General features: G+C 40.6%; 21 protein-coding genes, 3 tRNA genes and 1 pseudogene. 11 read left to right on the top strand and 14 right to left on the bottom strand.

The annotated features are described in order from the left end of the window. The first annotated feature begins 21 nt into the window (after positions 1 to 21). The 3 genes from V7O67_RS11695 (at position 22) to V7O67_RS11685 (ending at position 3504) form a co-directional block, all read left to right on the top strand. A complete protein-coding gene (locus V7O67_RS11695) occupies positions 22 to 1713 on the top strand; it encodes an ATP-dependent DNA ligase (protein WP_342304671.1) in 1692 nt (563 codons plus the stop codon). A 46-nt stretch (positions 1714 to 1759) separates the two neighbouring features. Continuing rightward, positions 1760 to 2125 carry a hypothetical protein gene (locus tag V7O67_RS11690; RefSeq protein ID WP_342304672.1) on the top strand — a complete coding sequence of 122 codons (366 nt, stop codon included), beginning with the start codon at positions 1760 to 1762 and terminating at the stop codon, positions 2123 to 2125. Between the two features lie 176 nt (positions 2126 to 2301). After that, entirely contained in the window at positions 2302 to 3504 is a 1203-nt protein-coding gene (locus V7O67_RS11685; protein ID WP_406670054.1) for an MFS transporter, read from the top strand. Positions 3505 to 3523: 19 nt separating this feature from the next. Here V7O67_RS11685 and V7O67_RS11680 read toward each other — a convergent pair whose 3' ends face one another. The 5 genes from V7O67_RS11680 to lonB all read right to left on the bottom strand — a co-directional run bounded on the left by V7O67_RS11680 (position 3524) and on the right by lonB (position 11247). Continuing rightward, positions 3524 to 4330 (bottom strand): response regulator, encoded by an 807-nt coding sequence (locus tag V7O67_RS11680; RefSeq protein WP_342304674.1) that lies wholly within the window; start codon positions 4328 to 4330, stop codon positions 3524 to 3526. Further along, positions 4330 to 6372, bottom strand: a complete 2043-nt coding sequence (locus tag V7O67_RS11675; protein ID WP_342304675.1) for a CHASE4 domain-containing protein — start codon at positions 6370 to 6372, stop codon at positions 4330 to 4332. Before V7O67_RS11675 ends, V7O67_RS11680 begins: the two co-directional genes overlap by 1 nt. A 257-nt stretch (positions 6373 to 6629) precedes the next feature. Beyond that, positions 6630 to 7940, bottom strand: a complete 1311-nt coding sequence (locus V7O67_RS11670) for a TldD/PmbA family protein (protein ID WP_342304676.1) — start codon at positions 7938 to 7940, stop codon at positions 6630 to 6632. Position 7941: 1 nt separating this feature from the next. Then, positions 7942 to 9273 carry a TldD/PmbA family protein gene (locus V7O67_RS11665; protein ID WP_406671470.1) on the bottom strand — a complete coding sequence of 444 codons (1332 nt, stop codon included), beginning with the start codon at positions 9271 to 9273 and terminating at the stop codon, positions 7942 to 7944. Positions 9274 to 9342: 69 nt separating this feature from the next. Next, entirely contained in the window at positions 9343 to 11247 is a 1905-nt protein-coding gene (lonB, locus tag V7O67_RS11660) for an ATP-dependent protease LonB (RefSeq protein ID WP_406670052.1), read from the bottom strand. Positions 11248 to 11424: 177 nt separating this feature from the next. Here lonB and V7O67_RS11655 point away from each other — a divergent pair, with 177 nt between their 5' ends. The 4 genes from V7O67_RS11655 to V7O67_RS11640 all read left to right on the top strand — a co-directional run bounded on the left by V7O67_RS11655 (position 11425) and on the right by V7O67_RS11640 (position 12652). Continuing rightward, entirely contained in the window at positions 11425 to 11871 is a 447-nt protein-coding gene (locus V7O67_RS11655) for a hypothetical protein (RefSeq protein ID WP_342304678.1), read from the top strand. A 481-nt stretch (positions 11872 to 12352) separates the two neighbouring features. Next, positions 12353 to 12429, top strand: a tRNA-Val gene (locus tag V7O67_RS11650). Positions 12430 to 12497: 68 nt separating this feature from the next. Beyond that, positions 12498 to 12570, top strand: a tRNA-Phe gene (locus tag V7O67_RS11645). Between the two features lie 10 nt (positions 12571 to 12580). Beyond that, positions 12581 to 12652, top strand: a tRNA-Gly gene (locus V7O67_RS11640). Between the two features lie 274 nt (positions 12653 to 12926). On the opposite strand, the gene V7O67_RS11635 is transcribed toward V7O67_RS11640, so the two are convergent. Then, complete coding sequence (locus tag V7O67_RS11635; RefSeq protein WP_342304679.1) at positions 12927 to 13133, bottom strand: MTH865 family protein; 207 nt, start codon at positions 13131 to 13133, stop codon at positions 12927 to 12929. A gap of 190 nt (positions 13134 to 13323) precedes the next feature. Between V7O67_RS11635 and V7O67_RS11630 the strand changes: the two genes are divergently transcribed. Beyond that, the gene (locus tag V7O67_RS11630) at positions 13324 to 14076 is read left to right on the top strand and encodes a winged helix-turn-helix domain-containing protein (protein ID WP_406670050.1); all 753 of its coding nucleotides are present in this window, start codon (positions 13324 to 13326) and stop codon (positions 14074 to 14076) included. A 162-nt stretch (positions 14077 to 14238) separates the two neighbouring features. On the opposite strand, the gene V7O67_RS11625 is transcribed toward V7O67_RS11630, so the two are convergent. Together V7O67_RS11625 and V7O67_RS11620 are read right to left on the bottom strand one after the other, a co-directional pair. Next, positions 14239 to 14583 (bottom strand): ArsR family transcriptional regulator, encoded by a 345-nt coding sequence (locus V7O67_RS11625; RefSeq protein WP_342304681.1) that lies wholly within the window; start codon positions 14581 to 14583, stop codon positions 14239 to 14241. Positions 14584 to 14663: 80 nt separating this feature from the next. Then, complete coding sequence (locus tag V7O67_RS11620) at positions 14664 to 15128, bottom strand: flavodoxin family protein (RefSeq protein WP_406670048.1); 465 nt, start codon at positions 15126 to 15128, stop codon at positions 14664 to 14666. A 192-nt stretch (positions 15129 to 15320) separates the two neighbouring features. Between V7O67_RS11620 and V7O67_RS11615 the strand changes: the two genes are divergently transcribed. From V7O67_RS11615 to V7O67_RS11605, 3 genes are all read left to right on the top strand, one after another. Beyond that, positions 15321 to 15545, top strand: coding sequence for a DUF2892 domain-containing protein (locus tag V7O67_RS11615; protein WP_342304683.1), 225 nt, complete (start codon positions 15321 to 15323; stop codon positions 15543 to 15545). Between the two features lie 94 nt (positions 15546 to 15639). Continuing rightward, on the top strand, positions 15640 to 17055 hold the full coding sequence (locus V7O67_RS11610; protein ID WP_342304685.1) for a sodium/glutamate symporter: 1416 nt from the start codon (positions 15640 to 15642) through the stop codon (positions 17053 to 17055). Positions 17056 to 17216: 161 nt separating this feature from the next. Next, positions 17217 to 18965 carry an alpha-amylase family glycosyl hydrolase gene (locus V7O67_RS11605; protein WP_342304686.1) on the top strand — a complete coding sequence of 583 codons (1749 nt, stop codon included), beginning with the start codon at positions 17217 to 17219 and terminating at the stop codon, positions 18963 to 18965. Positions 18966 to 18994: 29 nt separating this feature from the next. Here the strand turns inward: V7O67_RS11605 and V7O67_RS11600 are convergent, their stop codons facing one another. The 6 genes and pseudogenes from V7O67_RS11600 to V7O67_RS11575 all read right to left on the bottom strand — a co-directional run bounded on the left by V7O67_RS11600 (position 18995) and on the right by V7O67_RS11575 (position 25668). Further along, positions 18995 to 19939 carry an IS5 family transposase gene (locus V7O67_RS11600; protein WP_342303665.1) on the bottom strand — a complete coding sequence of 315 codons (945 nt, stop codon included), beginning with the start codon at positions 19937 to 19939 and terminating at the stop codon, positions 18995 to 18997. Between the two features lie 194 nt (positions 19940 to 20133). After that, a pseudogene (locus tag V7O67_RS11595) lies at positions 20134 to 20241 on the bottom strand (DUF2149 domain-containing protein); the annotation flags it as partial. A 204-nt stretch (positions 20242 to 20445) separates the two neighbouring features. Then, positions 20446 to 23052, bottom strand: a complete 2607-nt coding sequence (locus V7O67_RS11590) for an S-layer protein domain-containing protein (RefSeq protein WP_342304687.1) — start codon at positions 23050 to 23052, stop codon at positions 20446 to 20448. Between the two features lie 186 nt (positions 23053 to 23238). After that, positions 23239 to 23442 (bottom strand): winged helix-turn-helix domain-containing protein, encoded by a 204-nt coding sequence (locus V7O67_RS11585; RefSeq protein ID WP_406671469.1) that lies wholly within the window; start codon positions 23440 to 23442, stop codon positions 23239 to 23241. Between the two features lie 27 nt (positions 23443 to 23469). Next, on the bottom strand, positions 23470 to 23649 hold the full coding sequence (locus tag V7O67_RS11580) for a hypothetical protein (protein ID WP_342304689.1): 180 nt from the start codon (positions 23647 to 23649) through the stop codon (positions 23470 to 23472). Between the two features lie 66 nt (positions 23650 to 23715). Further along, positions 23716 to 25668, bottom strand: coding sequence for an amylo-alpha-1,6-glucosidase (locus V7O67_RS11575; RefSeq protein WP_342304690.1), 1953 nt, complete (start codon positions 25666 to 25668; stop codon positions 23716 to 23718). Positions 25669 to 25677: the final 9 nt, after the last annotated feature.

Here is a 25677-nt window from a genome sequence, read left to right as displayed (position 1 = left end):
TTCCGGGACGAGGATCATATAATGACAAGTTTTAGAGAATTCTCTCAGATCTGCAAGGTCATCGAGAGCACTTCCGGTTCCCTAGATATGGCATCTCTGGTTGCTGAATTGCTTGAACAGGTCACTCCTGAGGAACTTCCGGTTGTCACTCATTTTGTGATGGGTGAGATCTTTCCTGCATGGAGCAGCGAAGAGATTGGTGTTGGTGCCGGTATTCTTTACAATGCTCTTGCAAAATCAGCAGGACTTGCGGTTTCTGATATAAAGGAACTTGTAAGGGAAACAGGTGATATCGGTAAAACTGCTTCAAGAGCTCTAAAAAAGGTATCCAGTGGCCAGGCTACCTTCTCTTCATTCATGGAGGAGTCCAATGATCTCTCTATTCTTGATGTATTTGAAAGATTCAAGGCTATTTCTAAAGCATCAGGAAAAGGTTCCCAGACATCTAAAATAAAAAATCTTCAGTATCTTTTTAATTCAACTTCACCGGAAGAGGTGAGCTATATTGCACGCCTTGCAGTGGAAGAACTAAGGATAGGAGTTGGCGAAGGCATAGTAAGGGATGCCATTTCCAAAGCCTTCGATGTTCCTGCAGAGGAAATTGAAAGGGCTTTCATGCTTAGCAATGACCTCGGACTTGTCGCGAGCACCGCCAGAGAAGGTGGAAGAGATGCAGTACTATCTCTTGGCCTTGAGCTCAATCGGCCCATACGCATGATGCTGGCTCAGATAACTCCAAGTCTTGATGCAGCTCTTTCAGATATAGGAACTGCTGCAGTAGAGTGGAAATTTGACGGGGCAAGGGTGCAGATACACAAAGAAGGTGATAATATCACTCTTTTCTCCCGCCGCCTTGAGAATATAACAGATTCTCTTCCTGATATCGTAGAAGCAGTAAGGGAGAATGTAAGTGCTGAGTCTGCAATACTTGACGGTGAAGCCGTGGCCATCGATGAAAATGGAAGACCAAAGGCATTCCAGGAAATACTGAAACGTTTCAGAAGAAAACATGATGTTCAGGCTACAGCACGTGAGATTCCTCTCATACTCAATCTTTTTGATATTATGTATCTAAATGGTGAGGGTCTGCTTGACCTTCCGCTCGTACAGAGAAGGGAGAATCTTAAGGGTTGTGTCAAAAATGGGGCTAAGATCAACGTCGATACCCAGTATCTGACCGATGATTCTGAAAAAATTGTGGAAATATACAATGCTGCTCTTAAAGCAGGTCATGAAGGCGTGATGATAAAGAACCCGGAGTCACCTTATTCTCCGGGAAAACGCGGTAAGAACTGGCTCAAGAAAAAGCCTGTCATGGAGACTCTGGATCTTGTTGTAATAGGCGCAGAATGGGGATACGGTCGGCGTACCAGTTTCCTTGGGTCCTACGCACTTGCATGTCATGATCCTGACACAGGACGTTTCCTGCCTGTTGGGCGTGTTGCGACTGGTTTTTCAGATGAACAACTTGCCGAACTCACGGAAATATTCTCTGAACTTATTATAGTGGAGTCTGGAACAGAGGTCGAAATTAAGCCTGAGATAATCTTTGAGGTTGCATTTGAAGAGATCCAGAAAAGTGTCAATTATGAATCTGGTTATGCACTTCGTTTCCCGAGACTGGTAAATGTAAGGTCTGACAAATCTGTTGAAGATGTTGAGACCATTGGTCGTCTTGAAGAAATGTACCTAATGCAGCGTGAAAGGAATTAATTTACCATCAAAAGTGTTATTAGGAAATAGTAATTCTTCTAAGAATATGAGAGCAAGAAGTCTAATTTTCCTGATAATGCTAATATCTGTATTATCATTATCCTTTTCAGGTTGTGTTGATGAGCAATCTTCAGAGTCACAATCTGTTGAGGCAGATGCGATTATATATATCAATGAATATGAATTCCATCCTTACTCAAGCATGATCTCACCAGGCGATACTGTCAGGTGGATAAATAATGATTCAGTGGCCTTTATCATAAAAGGAAATCTTGTAGGGGGGGACAGTTTCCAGTCTCCGACACTCAGGAAAAATGATACTTTCACCTACACGTTTGAAGATGTGGGCACTTATAAATATGAACTTGTTACCCATCCATGGACAAAAGGCGGACTCATTGTCGTTGAATGAATCTTTTAAAGCAGGACATATTTAGGTCCTGCATTTAATCATTCTGATGATTTTTTTCTGTCCAAGGACATCATTTCTCTGTCAATATCAGGATGTTTGCGAAATATTCTATATGTATGATTCCTGATTCTATGCTTTTATAGTTTGAGACATAATCACCATACACAGGTCGTATGATGAATTCAGATGCTCCGGTACTTCAAAAAGATGAACAGAAATTAGATCCTGCACTTTATGTGCTCTCTCTTTCCAAGTTATTCAAGGATCTGGGTACCGGGATGCTTGCATTCCTGCTTCCTTTGTACATAGTTGGCCTGGATAGTAATATTTTCTCTGACACACCGATAGTTGTCAGGGCAGGCATCATTGCTACTGTTTTTGGACTGTCAAATGCTATTTCACAGCCATTTCTTGGCCGCTTGTCAGATTCTCTTAACAGAAGAAAGCCTTTTGTTGTTCTTGGAATGGCAGGATTTACTCTGATATCTTTCATTTATGCCAACACCAATAGTTTTGATCAGCTGGTGCTGCTTCGCATTGTACAGGGAATCACTGTAGGTGCAACAGTCCCTGCAATTGTTGCAATGGTCACTCACATGTCAACAAGCAGCACAAGAGGCGTTGCAATCGGTATATATTCCACTGTCAGGGGTTTTGGTTTTGGCACCGGCTCCATCATAGGTGGTATACTTGCCAGTTATTACGGTTTTGTCACAGCATTCTATGTGTGTGCGTTACTGGGTCTTGTAAGCTTGATATTAATATCATTTTTTGTATCGGAGACTCATGATGTTACAGCTCAAAAGAAAAATATATCGGAGCCGAAGCAAGGATTTCAGTTTGCAATCCTTTCAATTACCATGTTCATGATGATGGTAGGAATAATGATTATATTTGCTTTTCTTCCGGAATACAGGACAAGGCTGAATGCAAGCGCGCTATCTCTTAGTATTGCAGTCTCTTCCTATGTATTTTCAAGGGTGCTTTTCCAGACTCCGATGGGATTTATATCAGATCGTATAGGAAGAAAACGGATAATTGCACTGGGTCTGCTACTCAATATTCCAATCGTAATTGGTCTTGGTCATGTTGACAACGTCACCCAGCTAATAGTACTACGTGCATTCCAGGGCATAGCAATGGCAGCAGTGGAAACTCCTGTAATGGCTTTAGCAGTCGAGCTTACTGGTGGTTCGGGAGTAAGTTCTAAGGTCAGCACCATTACAGCCTCACAGGCCGCCGGAATGGCTCTGGGACCTTTACTTGGGGGACTGCTTGCAGGTTATATTTCATTTGAACTGCCTTTTTATATCTGTGCAGCTATGTTGCTGTTTTCATTGCTGCTTGTACTTGTGGCGTTAAAGAACCAGTATACGTAAAAAAGAATTACAGAATCGATCATACATAAGCAACTTCAAAACTTCGGAACGATCTTTCTATTTTTTTCCTGTCAGTTATGTCGTAAAAAATAATGACAGTACCGATGACCTCGTTTCTCTTATTTGTAATTGGGGAGCCTATTATGTCAAGTGGTATGTGGGTGTTATCTTTTGATATCAGTATTGTGTTGTCATCAAGACCAAAGAATGCACCCTCTCGAATAACTTTTTTTGTTGGATCCTCTGCACACTTATTATCTTCACAAACGACCTTGAGTATTTTACTTATTTTCTGTCCTAGGGCTTCTTCTTGCTTATATCCGGTGAGTGCTTGTGCCAGAGGGTTCATGTATTTAATTGTTCCATTGTTATCAGTGGATATGAGCGCATCACCGAAATTATTGTGCAGTGAAGTAATCCATTTTTCATGATCGAAAAGTTTTTCCTTCTCTTTTTCATTTTTATATAATGCAATTTCAATATTGGTTCGAAGCTCCCTTTCGTCAAAGGGTTTTAAAATGTGGCCGAAAGGTTCTGTGAGTTTTGCTCTTTGCAGTGTTCTCTCGTCCGAATAGGCGGTAAGATAGATAACCGGTATATCTGAATTTTTACGTATGGCCTTTGCAGCATCTATACCATCTATCTTTCCTTTAAGGACTATATCCATCAATATCAGATCAGGATTGAATCTGTTAACGAATTCAATGGCATCTTCACCACTGGCCGCCATACATGGGACAGAGTATCCAAAATGTTCCAAACTACATTTGATATCAAGGGCTACTACTTTCTCGTCTTCGACTATCATTATCTTTTCATTAGTCATTAGTAGTCCCTTCTTTTATAGGATAGTTCTTTGAATGTGATTCTAAATTCTGTGCCGTGCCCTCTAATGAGTTCTATGGTTCCTTCAATTTGTTCAACCAATGAAACAACAAGTTGCATCCCCAATGATTCCGTTTTCATGAAATCTATGTCTTCCGGGAATCCGATTCCGTCATCCCTGATAACGAGCATGTAAAGGCCATCTTGCTCAGGGATCATTTCTATTAGAATTTTCCCCCTTTGACCCGTAAATGCGTGTTTCAAGGCATTTGAAATGATCTCATTTATGATAAGGCCCAGTGGAATGGCTGTATCAATTCCTTGTGTTATGTTTTTAATCTTTATATCAATTTTGATATCTGCAGGATCACAGCCATATGAACTTAGCAAGTATTTAGTGAGGGTGTCGACATAAGTTTCGAATTCTATATTCTCAATGTTATGCGACTGGTACAATTTTTCGTGGGCAATTGCCATTGATTTGGCACGTATTTGACTTTTTCTGAAAGCCTCTATGGTATTTTTGTCAGTGAATTTTCTTGATTGGAGTCTTAGCAGACTTGATATGATCTGGAGGTTGTTCTTTACCCGGTGATGTATCTCTTTTAAGAGCAGATCTTTTTTGCGCATCTCCTCTGCCTGCTTGATCTCAGTTATGTCCTTAACAACAGCCATAACCTCGTCTTCACCACTGGCTACCACTCTTACTTCGAAATCCCGCATATCGCCCTTAACAGGCATTGCGTATTGCATTGTCTGAATCTTGTTTGTAAGAAGGGCTTGTTCTATGACCTTAAGTTCCATTTCTGCAATGTGGGCGGGAAAAACATCATCAATTTTGATATTGAGCTCAGTTTCAGGAGATTCGTAAATACAGTTATCCGTGGAGAGTTTGTAATTGCAAATGGTTCCATCTTTTTTGATCTGGAACATCATGTCAGGCATTGCCTGCAAAATAGCATTAATAGTAGTATCTCTTTTTATAATTAAATTCTGTGAGCTTTCAAGTGATTCAAGCATCCTGTTTATTGATTTTCCAAGGTCGGAAATTTCATCAGTTCCTTCATGGCATACTCTCTTAGAGAAATCTCCCAGATTGCTGATGTCTCTCACTTCATTCTGAAGCTTCTTGAGGCGTGATATGTGTGATCTTTTAAGCAGGGTTGTTACGGAAACACCAAAAATGATGCCGGTAAGGAGCAAAACCACGAGGGAGTAGTTCATAGTATTGACGCCTTGGTTATGTATATCCCGGGGAATTCTTATTTCCAGGGAAAACGCATCGTTTCCGTAGATGTCATTGAAAGGTGCATATGAAGAAATGTAGCCATTATCAGTGAGAAGGCTGATATTTGCATTTTCATCCTTCGTACCTTTTGCAGAGTTTATATCATTGTTATTATCTGTGGAATCCTGGATGTTTTTGATATACAGTTCCAGATTCATTATTTCATTTAATCTTTTGATCTCAGCATTATCAAGGACTGTTCCCATGATCACAGTTCCTGAGATGGGACCACTTTTATCGCTTCTAATAACTGGCTGAGAAGTTATTATTACCGGCTTGCCTTCAAAGACCAGATATCCTGTCTTCCTGATGTTTTTATTCTCATGCTCCAGAAGATAGCTTTTCTGTTCAAGATGCTCTTCAAGCTTTCTTATGGTCTGGTCATTGTTTTCTTTTAATGAAAGTACTTTTTTATAGGTCATAATCCCGGAATCATTATAGAAGAACATAAAATCCAGTCTCTGATTCAGAAAAGTATCGTTCATCAGGTAGTTTCCAATATACTCACTGTTATTGTCTTGAACGAATTGGTACGTCTCATTCCACACGGACCAATAAGCAGCTTTATTTTCAAGCTCCAGACTTTCAAATAATAATGTGTTTTTCAGATAAATGGTATTTTCTCTGGCATCTTGTTCTTCCAATTTATCAAAGCTATCTATGATTATAAAATGTGAGCTAAGGTATATGATCAAAATCATCCCAATTAGGGTTGCACCAATGATGCCCAATGTCTTTTCGTGCAATGTTGCCATTTATTCGCCTTACAATAAATATGATATGTATGATTATTTTAATTTATTATGACTCCCTTATAATTTATATGCATATATTTGTTTCTAAATGATGTGCACATTTGAGAAACAGTGTACTTTCAATCAGATACAGTGGTCTTAAAAAAAGAAAAATCTTCAGGTGAGTGCACACTTTTACAAAATGCAATGTGTATAATGTGACATAAAAAAGAAAATAATTTATGAGAACAATATTGTTCTCATACAATTTTTTATGATCAGCCAATGACACTCATATCCGAAACCCTTATTGAAGGAGTAATAGTGCCACCCACTTTCCTTACATCGTTGCCAGCACCATTGATGTTCTTAAGCATATCAAATATGTTGCCTGATATCATTAGTGATTTGATAGGCTTGTCCAGCTTTCCATCTTTAATTGTAAAAGCATTCCTTGCTTCCACAGAGAAATCCCCGGATATTCCGTTTGCTGTATGCGCTCCGATTACTGTATTTACGTAAACACCAGTGTCAGTGTCAGCTATAATATCGCATTTGGGGAAATCAATGATGAAATTTCTGGTTCCTACGGAAGGCGTTGAAAGATATGAATTCCTGGATGCATTACCGGTACTTTCCACGTCATCTTTGCCTGCTGTGTAAGTGTCATAAAGATATGACATGAATGTCCCGTTTTCAATAACAGTGTTCTTTTGTGATGCAACTCCCTCATCGTCTGCGATCCCAGTTTCTATGCCGCCTTCAAGCAAACCGTCATCATATATTGAAAGTTTCTCATTTGCTATTATATCGCCTTTCTTTCCAATGAGGTTTGAACGTCCTTTCTGTACATTATCTGCATCAATTGATGGCATGAATGTATTTTCAATAAGGTCTGAGAATGCAAAAGGATGAATCACGACTTCTGTCTTGTGGGGCTCGATGGATATTGTATTCTGTGACATCTTTGCAAGTTCAGCTGCATTTTTCCCAATGGAAGTAAAATCAATATCATTCTTTCGGGATATTGCAAAATCATAGGCTGTGGATGTTTCTCCTGAATTTGTGATAACATCGACGAATCCGGAAACTCCGGTTCCTTCCTCTGATATTTCTACCCCATTTGTGTTCAGTATAAGATTTTTTCCATGACTGCGACCAAAACTGCCTGAAGTAACTATAATTCCAGGTGTGTTCTTTGCACTTTCTATCATTTCCATAGTGTGAACAATGCATTCGTCAAGTTCCATTTTTTGGAGTTGCTTGTCCATTGTTCCAGAGACAGTTGGGTATTTCTGATTCGATGGTAATGATTTCCAGTCCGGGTCGCTGTCCTGTATATTTGCAGAACTGACTGCATTCTTTGCCGTTTTATCAATAAGGCTCATTATGTTGGTGCTTGAAAATCCGATGGCACCATCTATAACTGCGCGTATACCGATTCCAGTTGTGATACTTTCTTTTGCGCCCTCGATTAGATCCTTCTGTATGTTCACAGAAGTTTTCTGACTTTCCATAATATATACTTCAGCTTCTTTTGCACCATATTTTATTGCTGCCTTAAGGGCCTTTTCAGCAAGTTCGTACATATCATGCACCTCCAACCATTGCCTTGGATATCATGAGATGCGGGGATCCGTCGGTTACAGGTACTAGTTGCCCGCCTTTTCCGCATCTTCCGGAGTTCATCTCCAAATCGTTACCTACCATCTTCACATTATTGAGTATTTCAAGTGTCTTGCCTGATAGTGATACATCCCTGAGCAAGGTTGTAAGCTCCCCGTTCTCAATGAGATAGCCTTTTTCAGCATTGAACTGGAATACTCCTTCACCGGTGTTTACCTGTCCTCCTCTTGATCCTATAAGGTACACGCCATTGCCAATCTCTTCAAGCATTTCCTCAAAATTTGATTTTCCGCTATCAATATAGGTGTTGCTCATTCTCACTATAGGTCTTGAATGACCCTGGGCCCTGCTGTGTCCAGGTTTGCCACCAAGCTTTGCGGCTGTTTCCCTTGAGTGGAGGTAGGAATTGAGTACTCCATCTTTAATCACAACAGTCTTTTTAGCCTGGGAGCCTTCGTCATCAAAGGGGAAATAACCGTATTCGTGTAGTGTGGGGTCATCGATGACATTGATGAGTGGTGACGCAATCTCCTGACCTATCTTGTTTTCCAAAATAGAGCTTCCTTCCAGCACAAGGTCTGCCTCGGAAGCATGTCCAACGGCTTCATGTGCGAATACCCCTGCAAGTTCAGGATCGAGTATCACAGGCAACGTTCCGCCACTTGCTGGTTTTGCGTCGAGTAGTTCTAAGGCTGTTTTTGCAGCAGACTCTGCAAGTCCGAAGGAATCATGTTTATCGAATAACTCGTATCCTGCAACCCCAAATCTGCTTTCACGCCCTGCCTGGTAAACACCTTCTCTTGATGCCACGGCACTAATAGCAAAACCTGTTCTTGTTATGTCATATTCTCCCTCAATCCCGGTTGAGTCTGAATACATTATTTTGTAAGTAGACTCGCTGTAGACGGCACTGGTGCTGCTAATACCATCCATTTTTGCATGCTTGCCGAATTCCGTCAGGTTTTGTACCTTTTCTTCAAGGGAAACGTCAAGTGGATTCTTTTTTACTTTAGGGAGGTTGGTAACAACGGGGTTTGCTATTTCCTTGATATGAACTTTTTCTTTAGATGATTTCTCATCCATGCTCGCAGCAAGTTCAGACGCTGAACGTATTGCTTTTTCAATATCGAAATCCCCATCAGCGGATGTGAATCCCCAGGAACCTCCTTTCAAGGCACGTACTGCCGCACCTTTTGTAAAATTGACAGATATCTGTTCTATCTTATCGTTATCAAGCACAATGGAAGTGGTTGTCCCTTCTATGATCCTGGTATCAAAAAAGTCTACGCTATGCATCATTTTACTCCTCCTTGTATAAATAAAATACAAGTTTAATAAATAAATTAATAAATAAAAGGTCCCTGTTTATGCAGGGACTATATCTGGCATTTCTGCGCTGGTTTTGAGGCTGCTAAGGCTCTTTAGCTTCTCAACGATCTTGTCTTTATCAGGCCCGTCAACAAGACTATGTTCAATAACTTCAATAATATTAGTTACCGGAACTATTTTTATCTTATCCTTGTAGGCGTCTTCTATCAGGACGTCATCCTCATTAGACTTTGGAATGATGACTTTCTTGATTCCCGCCTGGGCGGCTGCTTCTATCTTGTAGGTCACACCACCGATGGGCAATACGTCACCACGTACTGACAGTGACCCTGTCATCGCAACCGACTGGTCGATAGGTATGCCTTCAAGAGCAGATATGACTGCTGTAGCAATTGAGATAGACGCACTGTCACCCTCTACCCCCTCATAAGTTCCTATGAACTGGATGTGGATGTCGTGGTTTATCACGTTCTTCCCGGTGACGTTCTTGATTACCGCAGATACGTTCTGCACTGCTTCCTTTGCAATGTCCTTGAGCATGCCTGTTGCAATAACACGTCCTTCTGAACTGGACTGGGCAGGTGTGACTTCCGCCATGATTGGCAGGACTATTCCTGAATCTCCGCCCATGACCGCAAGTCCGTTTACTCTTCCTACAGCTCCTCCCATCTTCTTGAAAAGCTGGTAATCTTTCTTGCGTTCAAGATAGTTGTCAGCAAGCTGCTGTTCAATGGACCTTGCCATTTTCTTGGCTGCGAGCACATGCTTGTCTGTTACAATGGTAGCTCCTTCGGAGTGTGCTATGTCTCCGGCTACCCTCACAAGACCTCCAAGATCACGCAATTTTAGTGTAAGGTGGCCTTTTCTTCCAGCCCTTCTCTGTGCTTCACGTATGACCTCGTCCACAGCACTCTTATCAAATGGAGGTATGTGTCCGTCCCTCATGACTTCCTGCGCTACAAATCTAACAAGGGTCTTGCGGTTATCTGGAGTATCTTCCATTGATTCCCGCATGAAAAGCTCATAACCGTACCCCTTGATACGGGACCTGAGTGCAGGATGCATCTTCTCCATTGCGTCCAGGTTTCCGGCCGCTACCATGATAAAGTCACATGAAACTGGTTCTGTCTTGACAAGTGCTCCGGAACTTCTCTCTGACTGGCCTGTAATTGGATACTCTTTTTCCTGAAGAGCTGTTAGGAGACTCTGCTGGGACTCAAGGCTCAAGGTGTTAATCTCATCGATAAAGAGTACACCTTTGTTTGATTTGTGGATGTCTCCACTTTCTACCCTGTCATGTGCAGGAGTCTCAAGTCCTCCTGACTGGAACGGGTCGTGCCTGACATCTCCAAGAAGCGCACCTGCATGTGTTCCTGTGGCATCGATGAATGCAGCATGTTCTTTTTGGTAATTGGAAACTATCAATTTAGGTATCATCAGTTCTTCCTTGGGCATGAACTGACGTGTCAGCAGGAGTATCATGATTGCCGCAATGATTCCCCATAGAAGCTGGCCGACATAGAATGAATAAATTATGATACCGAATACCAGTATCATCATGAGCATATTTCGTGACTGGACTTTTTTCTGCGCTTCCATTTTGTGGGCCATCACGATCTCCCTGCCCTTGCCGGCAGGAACTGACCTTATCTTAGGATTGTTATTGTCTTCGGGATTGGGATAAGCAAGTATGTCCTGCAATTCTTCCTTTGGCAAAAGCTCTGCCATTGCCTTAGCCAATAGTGATTTCCCTGTACCGGGACTTCCTATCATCATTACATGTCTTCTCTGGCTGGCTGCCTTTTTAACAACCTCTACCGCATGCTCCTGTCCTATGATCTGATCGATCAAAAGTTGAGGAACATCTATGGAATCAGTTGTATCAAAAGTATCGCCATAGAGTTCAATCTCTTCACCAGAAGTAGTTATCTCGTTCTCCATAGTCTACTCACAAAGTTTATGATTCGTTCACTGAGGTACGTACAAAATATATACTTGACGGTTTTTAGTAATTTGTAACTCAAATTTATTATATTTAACTTGTGAGTAAAGTTAATATGATTAAAGTGACATCAGAATATAAGAAACTATGCATTTCTTAATCGTGGATATGGTAAAATGAAGCTGACTGTCTTTCTGGTCTTTGCGCTGATCATTTCTGTTTTGTCATTCTCAGCCAGCAATAATATAATTTCAAATGGTGAGGAGTACATAAGGTTCAATCAGGTCTCCATGGAATTTCAAGGAACAGATTCGGTTATTTCGATCTCTTATAGTCTTGATATGTTTTCCAGCACGTATATTTTCCTGCTGGGGGCACACAACCTTGGGCCTGCTATTGATGATCTTTTCTTTGATTTTGGGGACATGGAAGTGCTTGAGATCGGTAAGGACAAAGCTGTCATCTTAGCAACTAACGTATCCAGAAAAAATGATGAATTCTACTTGCATGACTCGCATGAATTGGGTAGAATTGTGGGTGTCCTGACAATTATTTATCCTGATGGTTCAACACGAACTATTTCTGATGCCAGTGCTACGCCTGACACTTTTTACAACGAGTGAAATATTCGTGGGATATATCAAGATCCATAAAGAATTGTGTATTGCGATAGGTCTTTCGGATGATTAATCTCATAGCTTAAATGATTATTTCATGTATTACTGCAAGAACTTGCGCAAGGAATTTGTTGCCGTTATTAGTCTGGACCGTTAGTCCATCAGTCAACTACTTGTTGATGGGGAGACATTGGGCAGACGTGTGCTGTATTTTTATGTGCGGCTTGTGGCATTAGATTATAGTAAAAAGTAAGCCATCTATTTTGTCCTTTCTTTGCAGATGAGTCTGCAATTAGGGAGTGAATAGTCTCTGAGAATTATTGGAATCTCTGTTCTTTATATGGAAATGACCATGTTGCATCTGTTTACCCAAAAGGTTTATTAGCTATTATGCATTATGAGAGGTGCTGACAAGCGCCAAGGCATGCGGTAATAGCACTAAGTGTTGTTAAGCTGTAAGGCGTTTACAGATATTCGCAAATCAAATGGGCTCGTGGTCTAGCTGGTTATGACGTCGCCTTGACATGGCGGAGGTCCGGAGTTCGACTCTCCGCGGGCCCACCACAAATCCTTTCTATAGGATTCGACAAGTTTAAATGTAAAAGCAGCATTAAGGTGCTTCGGGTCATTAAGCCCAGGTAGCTCAGTTGGGAGAGCGCTGCCCTGAAGAGGCAGTTGTCCCCGGTTCAAGTCCGGGTCTGGGCACCTAAGATGCACACCAGTAGTGTAGCGGTTATCACCGGGCGTTGCCAACGCTCGAACCCGGGTTCGAATCCCGGCTGGTGTACTTATCTTTTTACAAGTACATTTTTAAGAAGTATTATTTTGTTATTTAGCTATTGTTTTCTTATTTTAGCCGTGATAAAAGCATTCTATCAGAGTGTTTGTGATTTTGAATTGATGTTGTCAGTAGTCCGTCTGAGGCTCCATCATTATTCCAATATCCTGAAAAAAAGTCTTATTGCCAATACAGAGATTGGTTTTTCAAAAAACATGATCTAGAAATGTGACGACATTGAGCAATGAAAGCCTGCTTTCACAGATGTCCACAATAATGTCCGCTACCTGCTTTGCATTTCTATTGGGAAGTCTTCTGCCGTAAGAAGTTTTCCTGCCTCACCTACAGTTACTTCAACATCTCCTGATTTACATGTGGTATCTGCACCAGCAGGGAATGCTGCAAGCAGATCTTCAGGTGTGTTTATAGGGAATGTTGCATTTGCGAGTACGCCAACGATCTGGGAATGGATTTCTTCTTTTACACTCATATTTTTAAACTCCTTTATGTCGTTTTTATGGTTGAATGTCCTTTGAAGACATTGAACCACATAGAACAATGGTTAGTTATTGATGTATACTGAATAGGCACTGCACTATACTCACTACGCTTGAGTAACTCCCATGACCATTAAAGTCTTATTAGAAACCATTATAAAGCATGCACATAAATTCTCTGTCATGAGTGAAAAATCCGATTCTGAGATTGACGATGTCAAAGTAAAGCTCGATGAAATTCACAGGGATATCAGGACATTTATCGAAGATTCCAATAGGCAGCACCTTGAATCTATTCTGGCCTTTGTCAGAAGTGATTATTCCAATGTCCTGGAAAAACACCTTATTGCCGATACAGAGATTGGGCTTTCAAAGAACATGGTCAAAAAATGTGACCGCCTTGATCAATGCAGGCCTGTTTTCACAAATCTGCTAAAGAAAAATGCCTCACTCATCAAGGAGCCTTCGGTAGATAGTGATCTTATTGATAACAAACGCATTGAACTCAAAACTTTAAGGGAAGGTATGCCTTACAAAAAATGTGATGTCTGTTTCTCAGAAGTATCAGACCTTTTTGAAAAACAAGCAAATCTTATGCAATCCTTGAGGATATATGATACAAAGAATGACAGTAAACAGGACATATCCCAGATTCCCTCACAATCAGTGATCTACGATGTGCTTGACCCTCTCTGCCACCCCAAGAGGTTTGAAATATTAAAAGCAGTCTCTGCTCAGTCAATGAGCTTTTCTTTCCTTTCCAAGCTTACAGGTCTTCGTGGAGGAAACCTTTTGTTCCACCTGCAGAAGCTCTCAGATACCGGAATGATAATCCAGCAACACGAGAGGGGCGATTATATGATAACAGGCAAAGGTTTCAAAGTAATGGAAAGTATCAGTGAGATGTATTCTTTACTTATTCCAGAAGTGAATTGAGCTAATGCAAACCAAATGGTATATACTATTATAATTTATAACCATAAATAAAATATGTTTGAAAATTAAGTAGTTATGATCGAGAAATGGATTTTCAGCATTTTATTGCACTCACTTGCTGATTGAAAATCCAGAATTTTGATCAACAGTTTTTTTACTTGTTTATTTTCCACCAGTTCTAACATTCTCTAAGAATGCCTCCCCTCTGATCGTTAGCTCATAGATGATCTTATCAGGTGAATCGGTCTTAGCAATGTAGAATGAATCTTCCAGCATATCGAGATTAAATCTTGCCTGCATATCATTTAGATGATATGTGTCTTTTATTTGCTCAAGACTTTTTTGACCATCCTTCATAAATTCGATTATTTTCCTGCGTGTAGGGTTTTGAAGGGTTTTCAAAGCAACTGCATGGTCTTCCGAAGGGTTTCGTTTTTTGCCTGCTTCATTCATTTGTTTGATAAGTTTCTGTTTTTTTATGGCGTGTTCATCTAGATTCATACTCATAATTCCTCATGAACATTTATATACTATTTCTTTTGTCACTTACTTTTTACATAAAAATATATGCTGAAGCCGTTTCTAATTTATTCTTTTGAGTTCAGTTTTTCTGCAATCTTCCCACCCAGTTCTTTTGCTGCTTTGACAGCTTCAGGCTGATCCTCAAATCTGCTTATTCCAACGGACTCTTTAGTTGCATCGGGACCGAACATCATCTTAATGCCAGTCATGTCGCAGTCATCTCCATATTTACATTTCACACAGGGAACATTTCCAAGGGTCTTGACAGAACCCATTATTTCCATTCCCTCCTCCATCATGTAGTATGTGATTGCATTGATACCGTTCTCAAGTGCAGGAGGAAGCATGTCACATTTTTCGGGGATTGCGGATGTGATTATTATTCCACCGGGCTTTCCCTGCATAAATCCGTATCTGTGCCGAAGAGGGTAAAGCCTTTCAATGAATGCCTTTGTACGTGAATCAAGAGAGGAATATGGTGTAAAGCCTGCAACAATAAGGGCATCTGCTTCCTTAGCTTTTTCTGCCAAGGCAATGCCATCGTCTTTAATTACACAGACATTTGTACTTACGCATCCCAGGCAGGCTTTGCAGGGAGCAACGGTATAGGAACTATACAATTCATCAGATTCCTTTATCTGTAAGTTCTTTCATATTTTTCAGTGTCTACTAAACACAAACTTGCAATTATTTCTGTTCTGATCAATAACGGGAGTGAAAATATGGATATAAAAGAACTATTCCTTCAGGAGAACGTTGGGGGCTTGGACCTCATGTTCAGAGCACTTTTCGGGTCGATAGCAATAACTGTTCTGGCACTGGATCTTGTAGGTCCGGGCATCTGGAGCTGGGTGCTTGCTATTATTGCTTTTGCAGGATTGTATACTTCTATTATGCGTCACTGCACGCCATATTATTTTATAGGTTTCAGCACTGCTAAGAAATGATTGGCATTAAAGCAAAAGCGTATATATCGTTCCAGACAAAAATAAGTCGTTGCCTTTTATTCAGATCTTGAAAAGGTAAGTGGAGTTTATCTAAATGTCGGCTGCAATGATTGGAATGAGCTTTCTTGTACTTGGTGTCATCCTGCTTCTTGGGAAATGGATAAGGGTTATGTCACATCCCATCCAAAAGCTCTTCATACCCAGTTCTCTTATCGGGGGATTCCTGGCTTTATTTCTTGGACCTGAGGTCCTGGGTTATTTGATTTCATGGATCGGAGATAGCGGTACATTCCTCTCAGGAGGGATATTTCCAGAAGAGATGCTTGATGCGTGGACCACTTTGCCCGGGATTTTCATAAATATCATATTTGCAACGCTTTTTCTTGGAAAAAAACTACCTGCTATCAAAGATATATGGCTCTTGGCAGGACCACAAATTGCCCACGGACAGACCATAGCATGGGGTCAGTATGTGTTTGGCATATTGGCTGCGATGCTGATACTGAGTCCTTTTTTTGGAATGGACCCGATGGCAGGTGCCCTTATAGAAATATCATTTGAAGGCGGACATGGCACAGCAGCCGGGATGGCCGCAACTTTTGAAGAACTTGGATTTTCAGATGCAACAGACCTTGCACTTGGCCTTGCAACTATGGGCATCCTCTTTGGTGTCATTCTTGGAATCGTACTTTTGAACTATGGTGTAAGGTCAGGAAAAACAAGTGTGTTGAAAGACCAATCCCATATATCCCTTAATGAAACCTATCAGAAAGGTATCATCGATTTTGACTCAAGGGAATCTGCAGGGAAGATAACCACAAGACCAGAATCTATTGAACCTCTTTCACTTCATTTTGCCTATGTGGGCGTTGCTATTGGAATCGGGTATTTGATTCTTCAGGCACTAATATGGATAGAGGCCATCACATGGGGCCAGGCAACGGGAATATATTTGCTTGCCCATGTACCTCTTTTTCCTCTGGCGATGATAGGGGGCATCGTACTGCAGATTTTCCTTGATAAGTTTGACTCGTACCATACTCTGGACAGAGATCTTATGATGAGAATACAGGGATTATCTCTTGACATTCTGATAACCAGTGCAATAGCCACACTGTCACTGACGGTTATTGGAAATAATCTGATACCTTTCCTCATACTTGCCACAGTTGGAATTGGATGGAACTTGATAGCGTTCTTATACCTTGGACCAAAAATGATGCCTTCATACTGGTTCGAAAGGAGTATAGGTAATTTCGGTCAGTCCATGGGAATGACAGCCAGCGGCCTGTTGCTCATGAGAATCGCTGATCCTGCATCAAGTTCTCCTGCCCTTGAGGGATTTGGTTATAAACAACTGTTATTTGAACCCATCGTGGGCGGCGGGATATTTACAGCTGCCTCTGTACCTCTGATATTCTATTTTGGCCCGATGCCGATGCTTATTCTGACCTCGTTTCTCATGTTATTCTGGGCAGGGATAGGGGTCTTCTACTTTGGCCGAAAATAGGATCGGGAAATAACCAAGTATTCAAAATTCAACTAAAAAGGTGAATTTATCATTTAGGTATGTGAAGGCAGAAATGGGTGAGTATAAAGCAAACATTCTGACTTTAAATTCGTGGTGAAAACTCTTATATGGCTCATAAGCGAATAATTCATGGGGATATAATGGGGAATAATGCAATTCGATCAGCTAACGATATAGAGTTTACACCAGATGATAATGTTTTTCCATCTCCTGTTGACTGGAGGGACGTTTTCATTTATTTTTTACTTGTAGACCGATTTGACAATAATGAGGATGGTAATGAGCTATATGATTCATCTATAAAGTCCCAGGAACTTGATATTACTCAAGGCAAGGTATTCCGGGGAGGCAACATAAAAGGTATTAGCAGACGATTGGATTACATCAAAGGTCTGGGTGCCAATGCTATATGGCTCAGTCCTATATTCCGAAACCGGCAGGAAATGGATGATAGTTACCATGGTTATGGTATACAGGATTTTCTCAGGGTTGACGAGAGATTTGGAAGCATGGCAGATCTTCAGGAGCTTGTAAAAGAGGCCCATTGTCGCGATATGTATGTAATTCTGGATATCATAATAAATCACACAGGCGATAACTGGGCGTATCCTGAAGATCATCCGTATTATTACTGGCAAGATGCTCCAGATCCCTTCAAGTTCGGGTACTGGAGATATTCCGGACAAAAAGCAGATACAAAGTCTTTTTTGGGTGAGAATGATGCTGTATGGCCGCGGGAATTACAGGACCCGGAATGCTACAAAAGAAGAGGTCAGATACAGGATTGGAACAATCATGATCAGGCTATAAATGGTGATTTCTTCACGCTGAAAGAACTTGATGTTCGTAAGCCTGAGGTTCTTGATACTCTTATAAAGGTCTATAAATACTGGATAAAAAAGACAGATGTTGACGGATTCAGAATTGATACGGTGAAACATCTGGAATCCAGTTCAACAGCTATTTTCTGTAATTCAATAAAAGAATATGCCAAATCCATCGGCAAACATAATTTCTTCATCTTCGGTGAGATAGTGGGGGATGATTCCACAATACAGAATTACATAGGACGAAACAGTCGTATACCCGGGACTAACGAGCGTTTTCCTTCCCTGGATGCAGCACTGGATTTTCCTCTTTATTTCGTGCTTGAAGAAGTTATTAAAGGCTTTAGTGATCCGGGTATTCTTCGGAACAGGTATGAGGCTTTCAAAAACCTCTATACGGACCATGGTGAAGCAGGCAGATATTTTGTGACATTTGTAGATAATCATGACCAGATGAGTAGGCCCTATAGGCGCTTTATGCATGGAAATAATTTCCATCGACAGGCAGTTCTTGCAATGTCTTATCTCCTCACTAGCCAGGGCATTCCATGCATTTATTATGGAACCGAACAGGGTTTTAGTGGTGGTGGTGACGACGATGCTTGTGTAAGGGAGTGCATGTTTGGAGGTAAATGGGGAGCATTTGGCACAACAGGATATCATTTCTTTGATAACTGGCATCCTATCTATGCTGGCATCTCGGAAGTTGCCAAGACCAGAAAAGCGGAGTCTGCACTGCGCTACGGCAGGCAGTATTTCAGAGAAACATCGGGTAATGGAACTACTTTTACTCTTCCATGTAGTGGTAAATGCACTCTTGCATATTCACGAATACTTGATACAACTGAGATACTAGTAGCTCTAAACCTGGACTCTGAACCACGGGAAGATTACATTGTCGTAGATGGAAACATCAACAATGTTGGTCAGAGAATGATCGATCTTCTTGACCTGGAAAAAGAGTTGAGGATTTCGATATTCCCTCATTTTAGATCATTAAAGTATTCAAACTCAATTATATCCTCTCATTTTTTATCATTTTGTTTAATTTCTCTTCATTAATCCTTATTTTTAGTATAGCTCCCGCTATCCTAAATTACTCCTTTGGTTTTTAGTGTCCTCAATTGATGCAGATTAAAACAAAAAGCTGTCATCAACATTTTTGCATTCACTCTTTCTACAGTTGTAACAAGAACCTTTCTGGTTTTAAATATTTCTTTTGTCACTGCATACACTCTTTCGCAAGGGACTCTTTTCACACTTATTCTTTCATTTCTGAGGATATCCATTATTCCTAAAGGATGTCCTCTTACAGCTCGTTGCATTGTTGCTGCAAAACCTTTTGCTATTGCTCCAAAATATCCTTTATCTCTATACACCACTTCACCCTTTTCAGACAGATCAACCTGTGAATCGTGAAGTGATGCAGTTGTTGTCTCAAATCTTCTGATTAGTTCATAATCCTTATCAATAATTGTATGAAGTTTGTATCCAAAGTGAGATTTACCATTTTTCTTAGTCCAGGTTCCATCTTTGCTTCTTCTTGTTTTCGCATCTTTTCCTCTGAGTACATCTGCTTTTGCATGTCCTGGATCTGAGTGAATAAAAGTTGCATCCTGGATCATTCCTTTTTTAATCTTCAAACCAAGAGCATCAAGCTGATTCTGCATTTCATCCCACACCGCTTTTTCTTTACCATTGTCGATAATTCTCTTCCTGAATGACCAGACAGTTGTACTGTCTGGTACATATTCAGGAAATCCCAGGAATTTCCTAAAGGATATCCTGTCAATACACTGCTTTTCAAGCTCAGCATCAGAAAGACCATGCCATTGTTGCAGAACAAGCATCTTGAACATTACAATAACATCAGCTTCAGGCCGTCCGCCTGAAGCTGTTCTGTTTATGTACATTGACTCCAGAATAGGGCGAAAAGGCTTCCAATCTACTAAATATTCAATTTCAGCAAGCTTATCTCCGACAGATTGGAGACGCTTATATTCTTCATTTAAGGCAAAATCAGTAAAAGAATCCATAATAGTAAATTTGCTTTGCTATTATTTAAATTTTATTGAATTGTATGAGTATTGATGGTAGTTTATCGAAATCCTCAGTTGTTTGTAGAACATTCAGGCTCAAAAAAGATCGTAAAAGTTCCACTTGATGCCCACGGAATCTCTATTCTAAAAAAGGAATGATAAGAGTCCTGTTCATTTCTTTTACTTCGTTTTCAGGCATCTGTTGAATTTCCATCATTTGGGACATACACTATTCTGCCATCAGCCAGTCTATAAGCTGTGCCCAGTGCTTCTCCCGTTCCGCCACCAATCTTCTGTGTGTCGAGAATAATCGATTAGCGTTTTTTCCTTGCAAATTCTGAGGCTAACTCTCCAATAAGTATCATGGAGTAAACTGCTAGTAGTATCAATGTGATAACTATCGGGTACAATAGTCTATATCAAAAAGTAAATGAAATCAATAATTGATAAAAAAGAATATGTACCTGCAGAAAAAGCAGGTACTTTTTGATTCAAGTTTATTTTCAGTTCTTTCTTTCATTCCTGCGTATCAGCAGAGCAACACCCAGCATTGCCATTACTGATGCGATGATACCTGGTGCCGGAATGGAGCTCTTTTCAACTTCCAGGATTGTTGTAGAGCTGCCAACCTGTATTTCATAGGTACCTGCTTCTTCCTGTGAAACACTGAAAGTAACACTGGTCTCTTCTCCTTTATCCAATGATATACTCTTCGAGTCTGCAACGGTTCCGTTAATGAGCAGATTCACATCAGTATCACCTGCTGTGGTGCCTGTGTTCATAACATCAACTGTAACTGTGGCCTCTTCTCCGGTCTTCACCAGAAGAGGTGTGACCTGCAAATTGGAGTATGAGAACTTTGCTGTCAATTCAAGAACCTCAAGGTTTAGTTCAGCCTCAAGGTACTCATCTGATGAAGAGGTCAGCTTATGCATTCCTGTTTCCTTTACAGTGTATGTAAGCATGCCATCAGAATCTGTGCTGCCTATGAGCTTATTGTCGTAGTAGATCTGTACATCTTCAACAGGGTCACCGCCTATAGCCGTGATCACTGAGATAGTTACTGTATTTTGCTCAACGACTGTTTCTGGAGGTACTTCTATAACCAGTTTCCTGCTTGCATCCTCAGGTGATATTACTTCGACTTTTTTACTTGCAGACACAAATCCTTCCTTTTCAGCAGCAACGGTGAAGAAGCCTACAGTTTCCGGGGAGTAGGATATCATTCCGCCAGTCGATGTCTGTCCGATTTCCTCATTACCGAACATTACAACGGCGTTATTAACGGCTGCGCCCCTTGAAGTAACTTCAATCTCTATTTCTGTATCCTGCTCAATTACAGCAGGCAATTCTATGGAAAGTGATTCGGATGGTAGTGTGGATACTTCTACAAATGGATAGTAACGGACATCACCGGAATCTGCAACATTAAATGCGATATTTCCCATGATCTCGATAACATTTCCTCTTGTAAGTGATATCGAGTCTTCATTTTCTAGGACTATCTCATCTGATGAGAAGCTGGTAACTTCCATCTCTCCGAACTTTTCGTTGTCTGCTATTTCAACCATGTCCTCTGATATCTGGAAAATACCTTCAACAAATATGGCATTTGTTTCGGTTCCTCTGAATATCTCATCAAAATGAACAACTATAACTGGTACATCATCGGTTGTTCCAATATCTTTCTCGTAGACGTAATCGTCATCAGAGGAAACAATTCCCGTGTCAATATCATCTCCATTTTGTGCAAGATTTACCATTACACTGCTGCCGTCAAGATCGACTTCAACTATGTATAGCTCATACCCGTCTTCCAGTATCAGTGATGAACCTGAGTAAAGGGACGTCTTACTGTCATCGTCAATAAGCACCTTTGAGAGTTTACCGTCGGAAAGCAGGCTTACATCATCTGTAAATTCATTGTCCGGGTATCCGGCAAAGTATTTCTCTGCAAGGAAACCGACAACCTGGAACTCTCCCCAGTCATCATATTCAAAGCTGACATCCAATGGTACACTTCTGTAAACAAGGTCTCCATCATCGATGCTTCTGCCGCCAAGATCCTTTATCTCAAGGGATTCGGTTCCCACACCTTCATCAATATTGTAATAGAATCCTTCGAAGTTCAGCGGTGTCCATTCGAACTCTTCATTTTCCGCAACTGTACCCCTGAGTTCATATGTGCCTGGTTCTGACATGTCCACCATCGGTCCGAACCTCAGTGTGTTGTCATCCGCAACCAGGAACTTCAATTTACCCATAATACTGATCGTGTCGCCTCTTCCAAGACTGATGGAATCTGTATTTTCCATTGTGATCATATCTGAGCCAAGAGCCTGGATCTCCATCTTTCCGAACTCATCACCGGATTCAACATCTACGTAGTCCTCTGATATCTGGAATGTTCCTTCAACAAACACTGCATTTGTTTCGGTTCCCTGGAAGATATTGTTGAAATGGACTGCTATTATTGGTACATCGTCGTCAGTTCCAAGGTCAGTCTCATATACATAATCATCATCCGAAGACACAATATCCGTGTCCAGCTCCTCACCGTCTTTTTCCAGGGTTACAAGGACACTGTTCCCATTCATATCAACTTCTACTATATTCAATTCATATCCTTCTTCAAGTATCAGTGAAGACCCTGAAAAAAGAGAGATTTCTTCGTCATCATCAAGCAGGACTTTTGTGAGTTTTCCGTCAGATATCAGACTTACCCTATCTTTCGCAAATTCTGTGTCATCGGTGTAACCGGCAAAATATCTCTCTGCCATAAATCCAATCACCTGATAGGAACCCCAGTCACCCTGCTCAAAATCAGTATCTATGGGGGTTGTTATGTATTCTAGGTCTCCATCACCTACACTTCTGTCATTGTTACTGTCCAGTTTTATGGTGAGTGTTTCAGATCCTTCTCCAGAATCAAGGTCAAAATAGAATCCTGAATAACTCATTGCTGTCCAAGTATATTCAAGAGAGAGGTTTTCATCTGCATCCCATATACGATTTCCAGTGCTGTTGTTTGCAGCCATGGCTGTGCTTGAAAGTATAATCATAAATATTATTGATATAACAGATAAATTCAAAATTTTTCGATTCTTCATATTTATCATCCCCATAGTTCTGTTTCTTTTGCATTTTTACAAAGCATTTGAATGTTAAAATTGCACTATATATTAATTTACTCTTAAAAAATTAAACAATTGCATCTATTGCTGACCTTTCATATTGTACATCAGCATCAGTGGTAGGTACTAATATATGTATGCCCGGAAAAAAGATTGCCAGTTTCACTTTAAACTTAAAGACCAGGAATTTCCGTTCTTGGTCATGCAGATCTTGTCTTCTCTTGCTAGCCATCCTATGGCCATAAAAGCTACCTGCGAATCAAAACCATTTTCTTTGAGATGATTCTTCAAGTTTGCCATATTCGATTCCCCACTATCGAGCAACCTGTAAATACAACCTGCCGCTTCACCAATGTTTAAACACATTTCTTCCATTTTATCACTTCATGTAATTCAATTGTAAACATGAACCGTGTTTCTGGCAATGTTGTCCCAGCTATATTCTATTTTAACCAGATTATCTGATAACTCGGTTACATGAGGAGCCAGCCCGCCGATTTTTGCAGAATGAAGACTCTCCCATGAGAACATTGCAATTCTCAATGATTCTGTTTTTCCACTTACTTCTATCAATAAATAAACCCAAAAACCCGATAATAAAAACGAATTGAACTTTCATAAAGATTGCGAATGAATATCTTAATGTCTCTGCAAAATATTTTCGGCATAGCAACGTATTATTTCCGCCACACTCCATGCCTGTGATACACACCCACCGGGTTCGTGTGGCATATCACCGTCAAATACCTCTGATATCGTATCGACACATGCTTCATCCATGTGTTTTTCTATCGAATGCAAAAATCCCACAAGCTTGTCTTTCAGATCAGGCATATTCTTGTACACTTTTGCATAAGCCGTTACATAAGGACCAAGTAGCCAGGGCCATACAGTACCGTTGTGATAGACAGCATCCCTGTCTTCAGGATTCCCTCTGTAAAGGCCTGAATACCTGATATCATGTGGTGACAGTGTCCTTAGTCCATAAGGTGTCAGCAATTCTTCCGTGGTCACGTCAACAATACCTTTTTCCATTTCATGTGAAAGCATCGTATGAGGGAGAGATACTGCTAGTATCTGGTTTGGCCTAACGGAGGCATCCTTTTCTGTGATGTTCCCTAAATCTGAAATGCAGTCATAAAGGCAATTATTTTCATCGTTCCAGAATTTTTCTCTAAAACTTTTTTTTGTGAGTGCTGCAATTTCATTATAAGCAGAAACGTCGATTCCAAGTCGTTTTCCTATTTTTATTGCATACATCAGTGCATTGTACCAGAGAGCATTAATCTCACACGCTTTTCCATTTCTTGGTGTAACTTCCCAGTTTCCTATCTTTGCATCCATCCAGGTAAGCTGTCCTGCATGTTCTATCAGGCCGTCATCATCCATTTTGATATCATAGGCAGTTCCAGATTGATAGTGATTCAGTATACTTTCGATGGTAGGCCACATTCTTTCCGCAAAGTCAATATCATCAATATAATCCAGGTATCTCCCAACGGCATGGACAAACCACAGGGATGCGTCCACAGTGTTGTATACAGGTGATTCAGATGCATTTTCCGGGAACAGATTGGGTATAAGCCCATCTTTACAGTGAGCTGCAAAAGTAGAAAGTATGGATCTTGCGTCACTAAATCTTCCAGTTGCAAGCGTAAGGCCCGAAAGTGATATCATTGTATCCCTTCCCCAGTCTGCGAACCAGTGATAACCGGCAATAATTGATCTTGATCCTGTTGATCTTCGTTCAACTACGAAAGAGTCACCTGCAATAGTGAGTTTTCGTAAGAAAACATCCTCTTTTATGGTTTTCTTTACAAGCTCTTCTTTTCGTTTTTCTTCATTCTTGAAAAGTTCCAGTACTTTTTCCATATCCCAGTCTTTATCCATCTTAGTCGATGCCAGGATGAAACAGGAAATATCAGTGTCATTTATTTCCAGGTCGAAGTATCCCGGATTAAAGTTATCTTCAATGTGAGGATATCCTCTTGAAAGTTCCACTTCGTATTCAAAATTGTAGTACCAATGTTCATCAGCTTCGTAAGGCAGGTCAGAGCATATCTGGAATGAAGAATCTCCGCAGGTAAGTATAGTTCCTCCTGAGAATGTTTCTTGTCTGAAGGAAAGTCCTTTTGCATTGGTCATATGGTGAATAGACCTGTTATTTACAAGTGGCAGTATCCTGAAAATTCCATGTTCGCCTGAAGGATTGTTAATTTCATACTTTACGACAGTGGTGTTTTCACCATGTATCATCATAATTTGTTTTTTAATCTTCATCCCGGCTACACTATACAGAAAAGCAGGGTGAGGGTTCGAAATGAAGTTTTCAAGATATTCGTTGCCGTGGGGATAAACAACGTCCTGATATTTATGGACTGCAAGTTTATGGATATTATCTCCAATGATCAATTCCTCATCAAGGGATGAAAGCAGTAGTTTCCTATCAACAGGAGGGTTCATTGAGGCTACCAGCAGACCGTGGTATTTACGTGTGTTCGCCCCGATAATTGTGGAGGAAGCATATCCTCCAAGGCCATTGCTAATAATCCATTCCTTGCCTGTTCCTGTTATATAGTCTGCGTAGTTCATAGTGGCGTC

The organism is Methanolobus sp. ZRKC4, assembly GCF_045291305.1.
In the GTDB taxonomy this organism is placed as follows: domain Archaea; phylum Halobacteriota; class Methanosarcinia; order Methanosarcinales; family Methanosarcinaceae; genus Methanolobus.
This window is presented reverse-complemented; position numbering and strand designations above follow the sequence as displayed.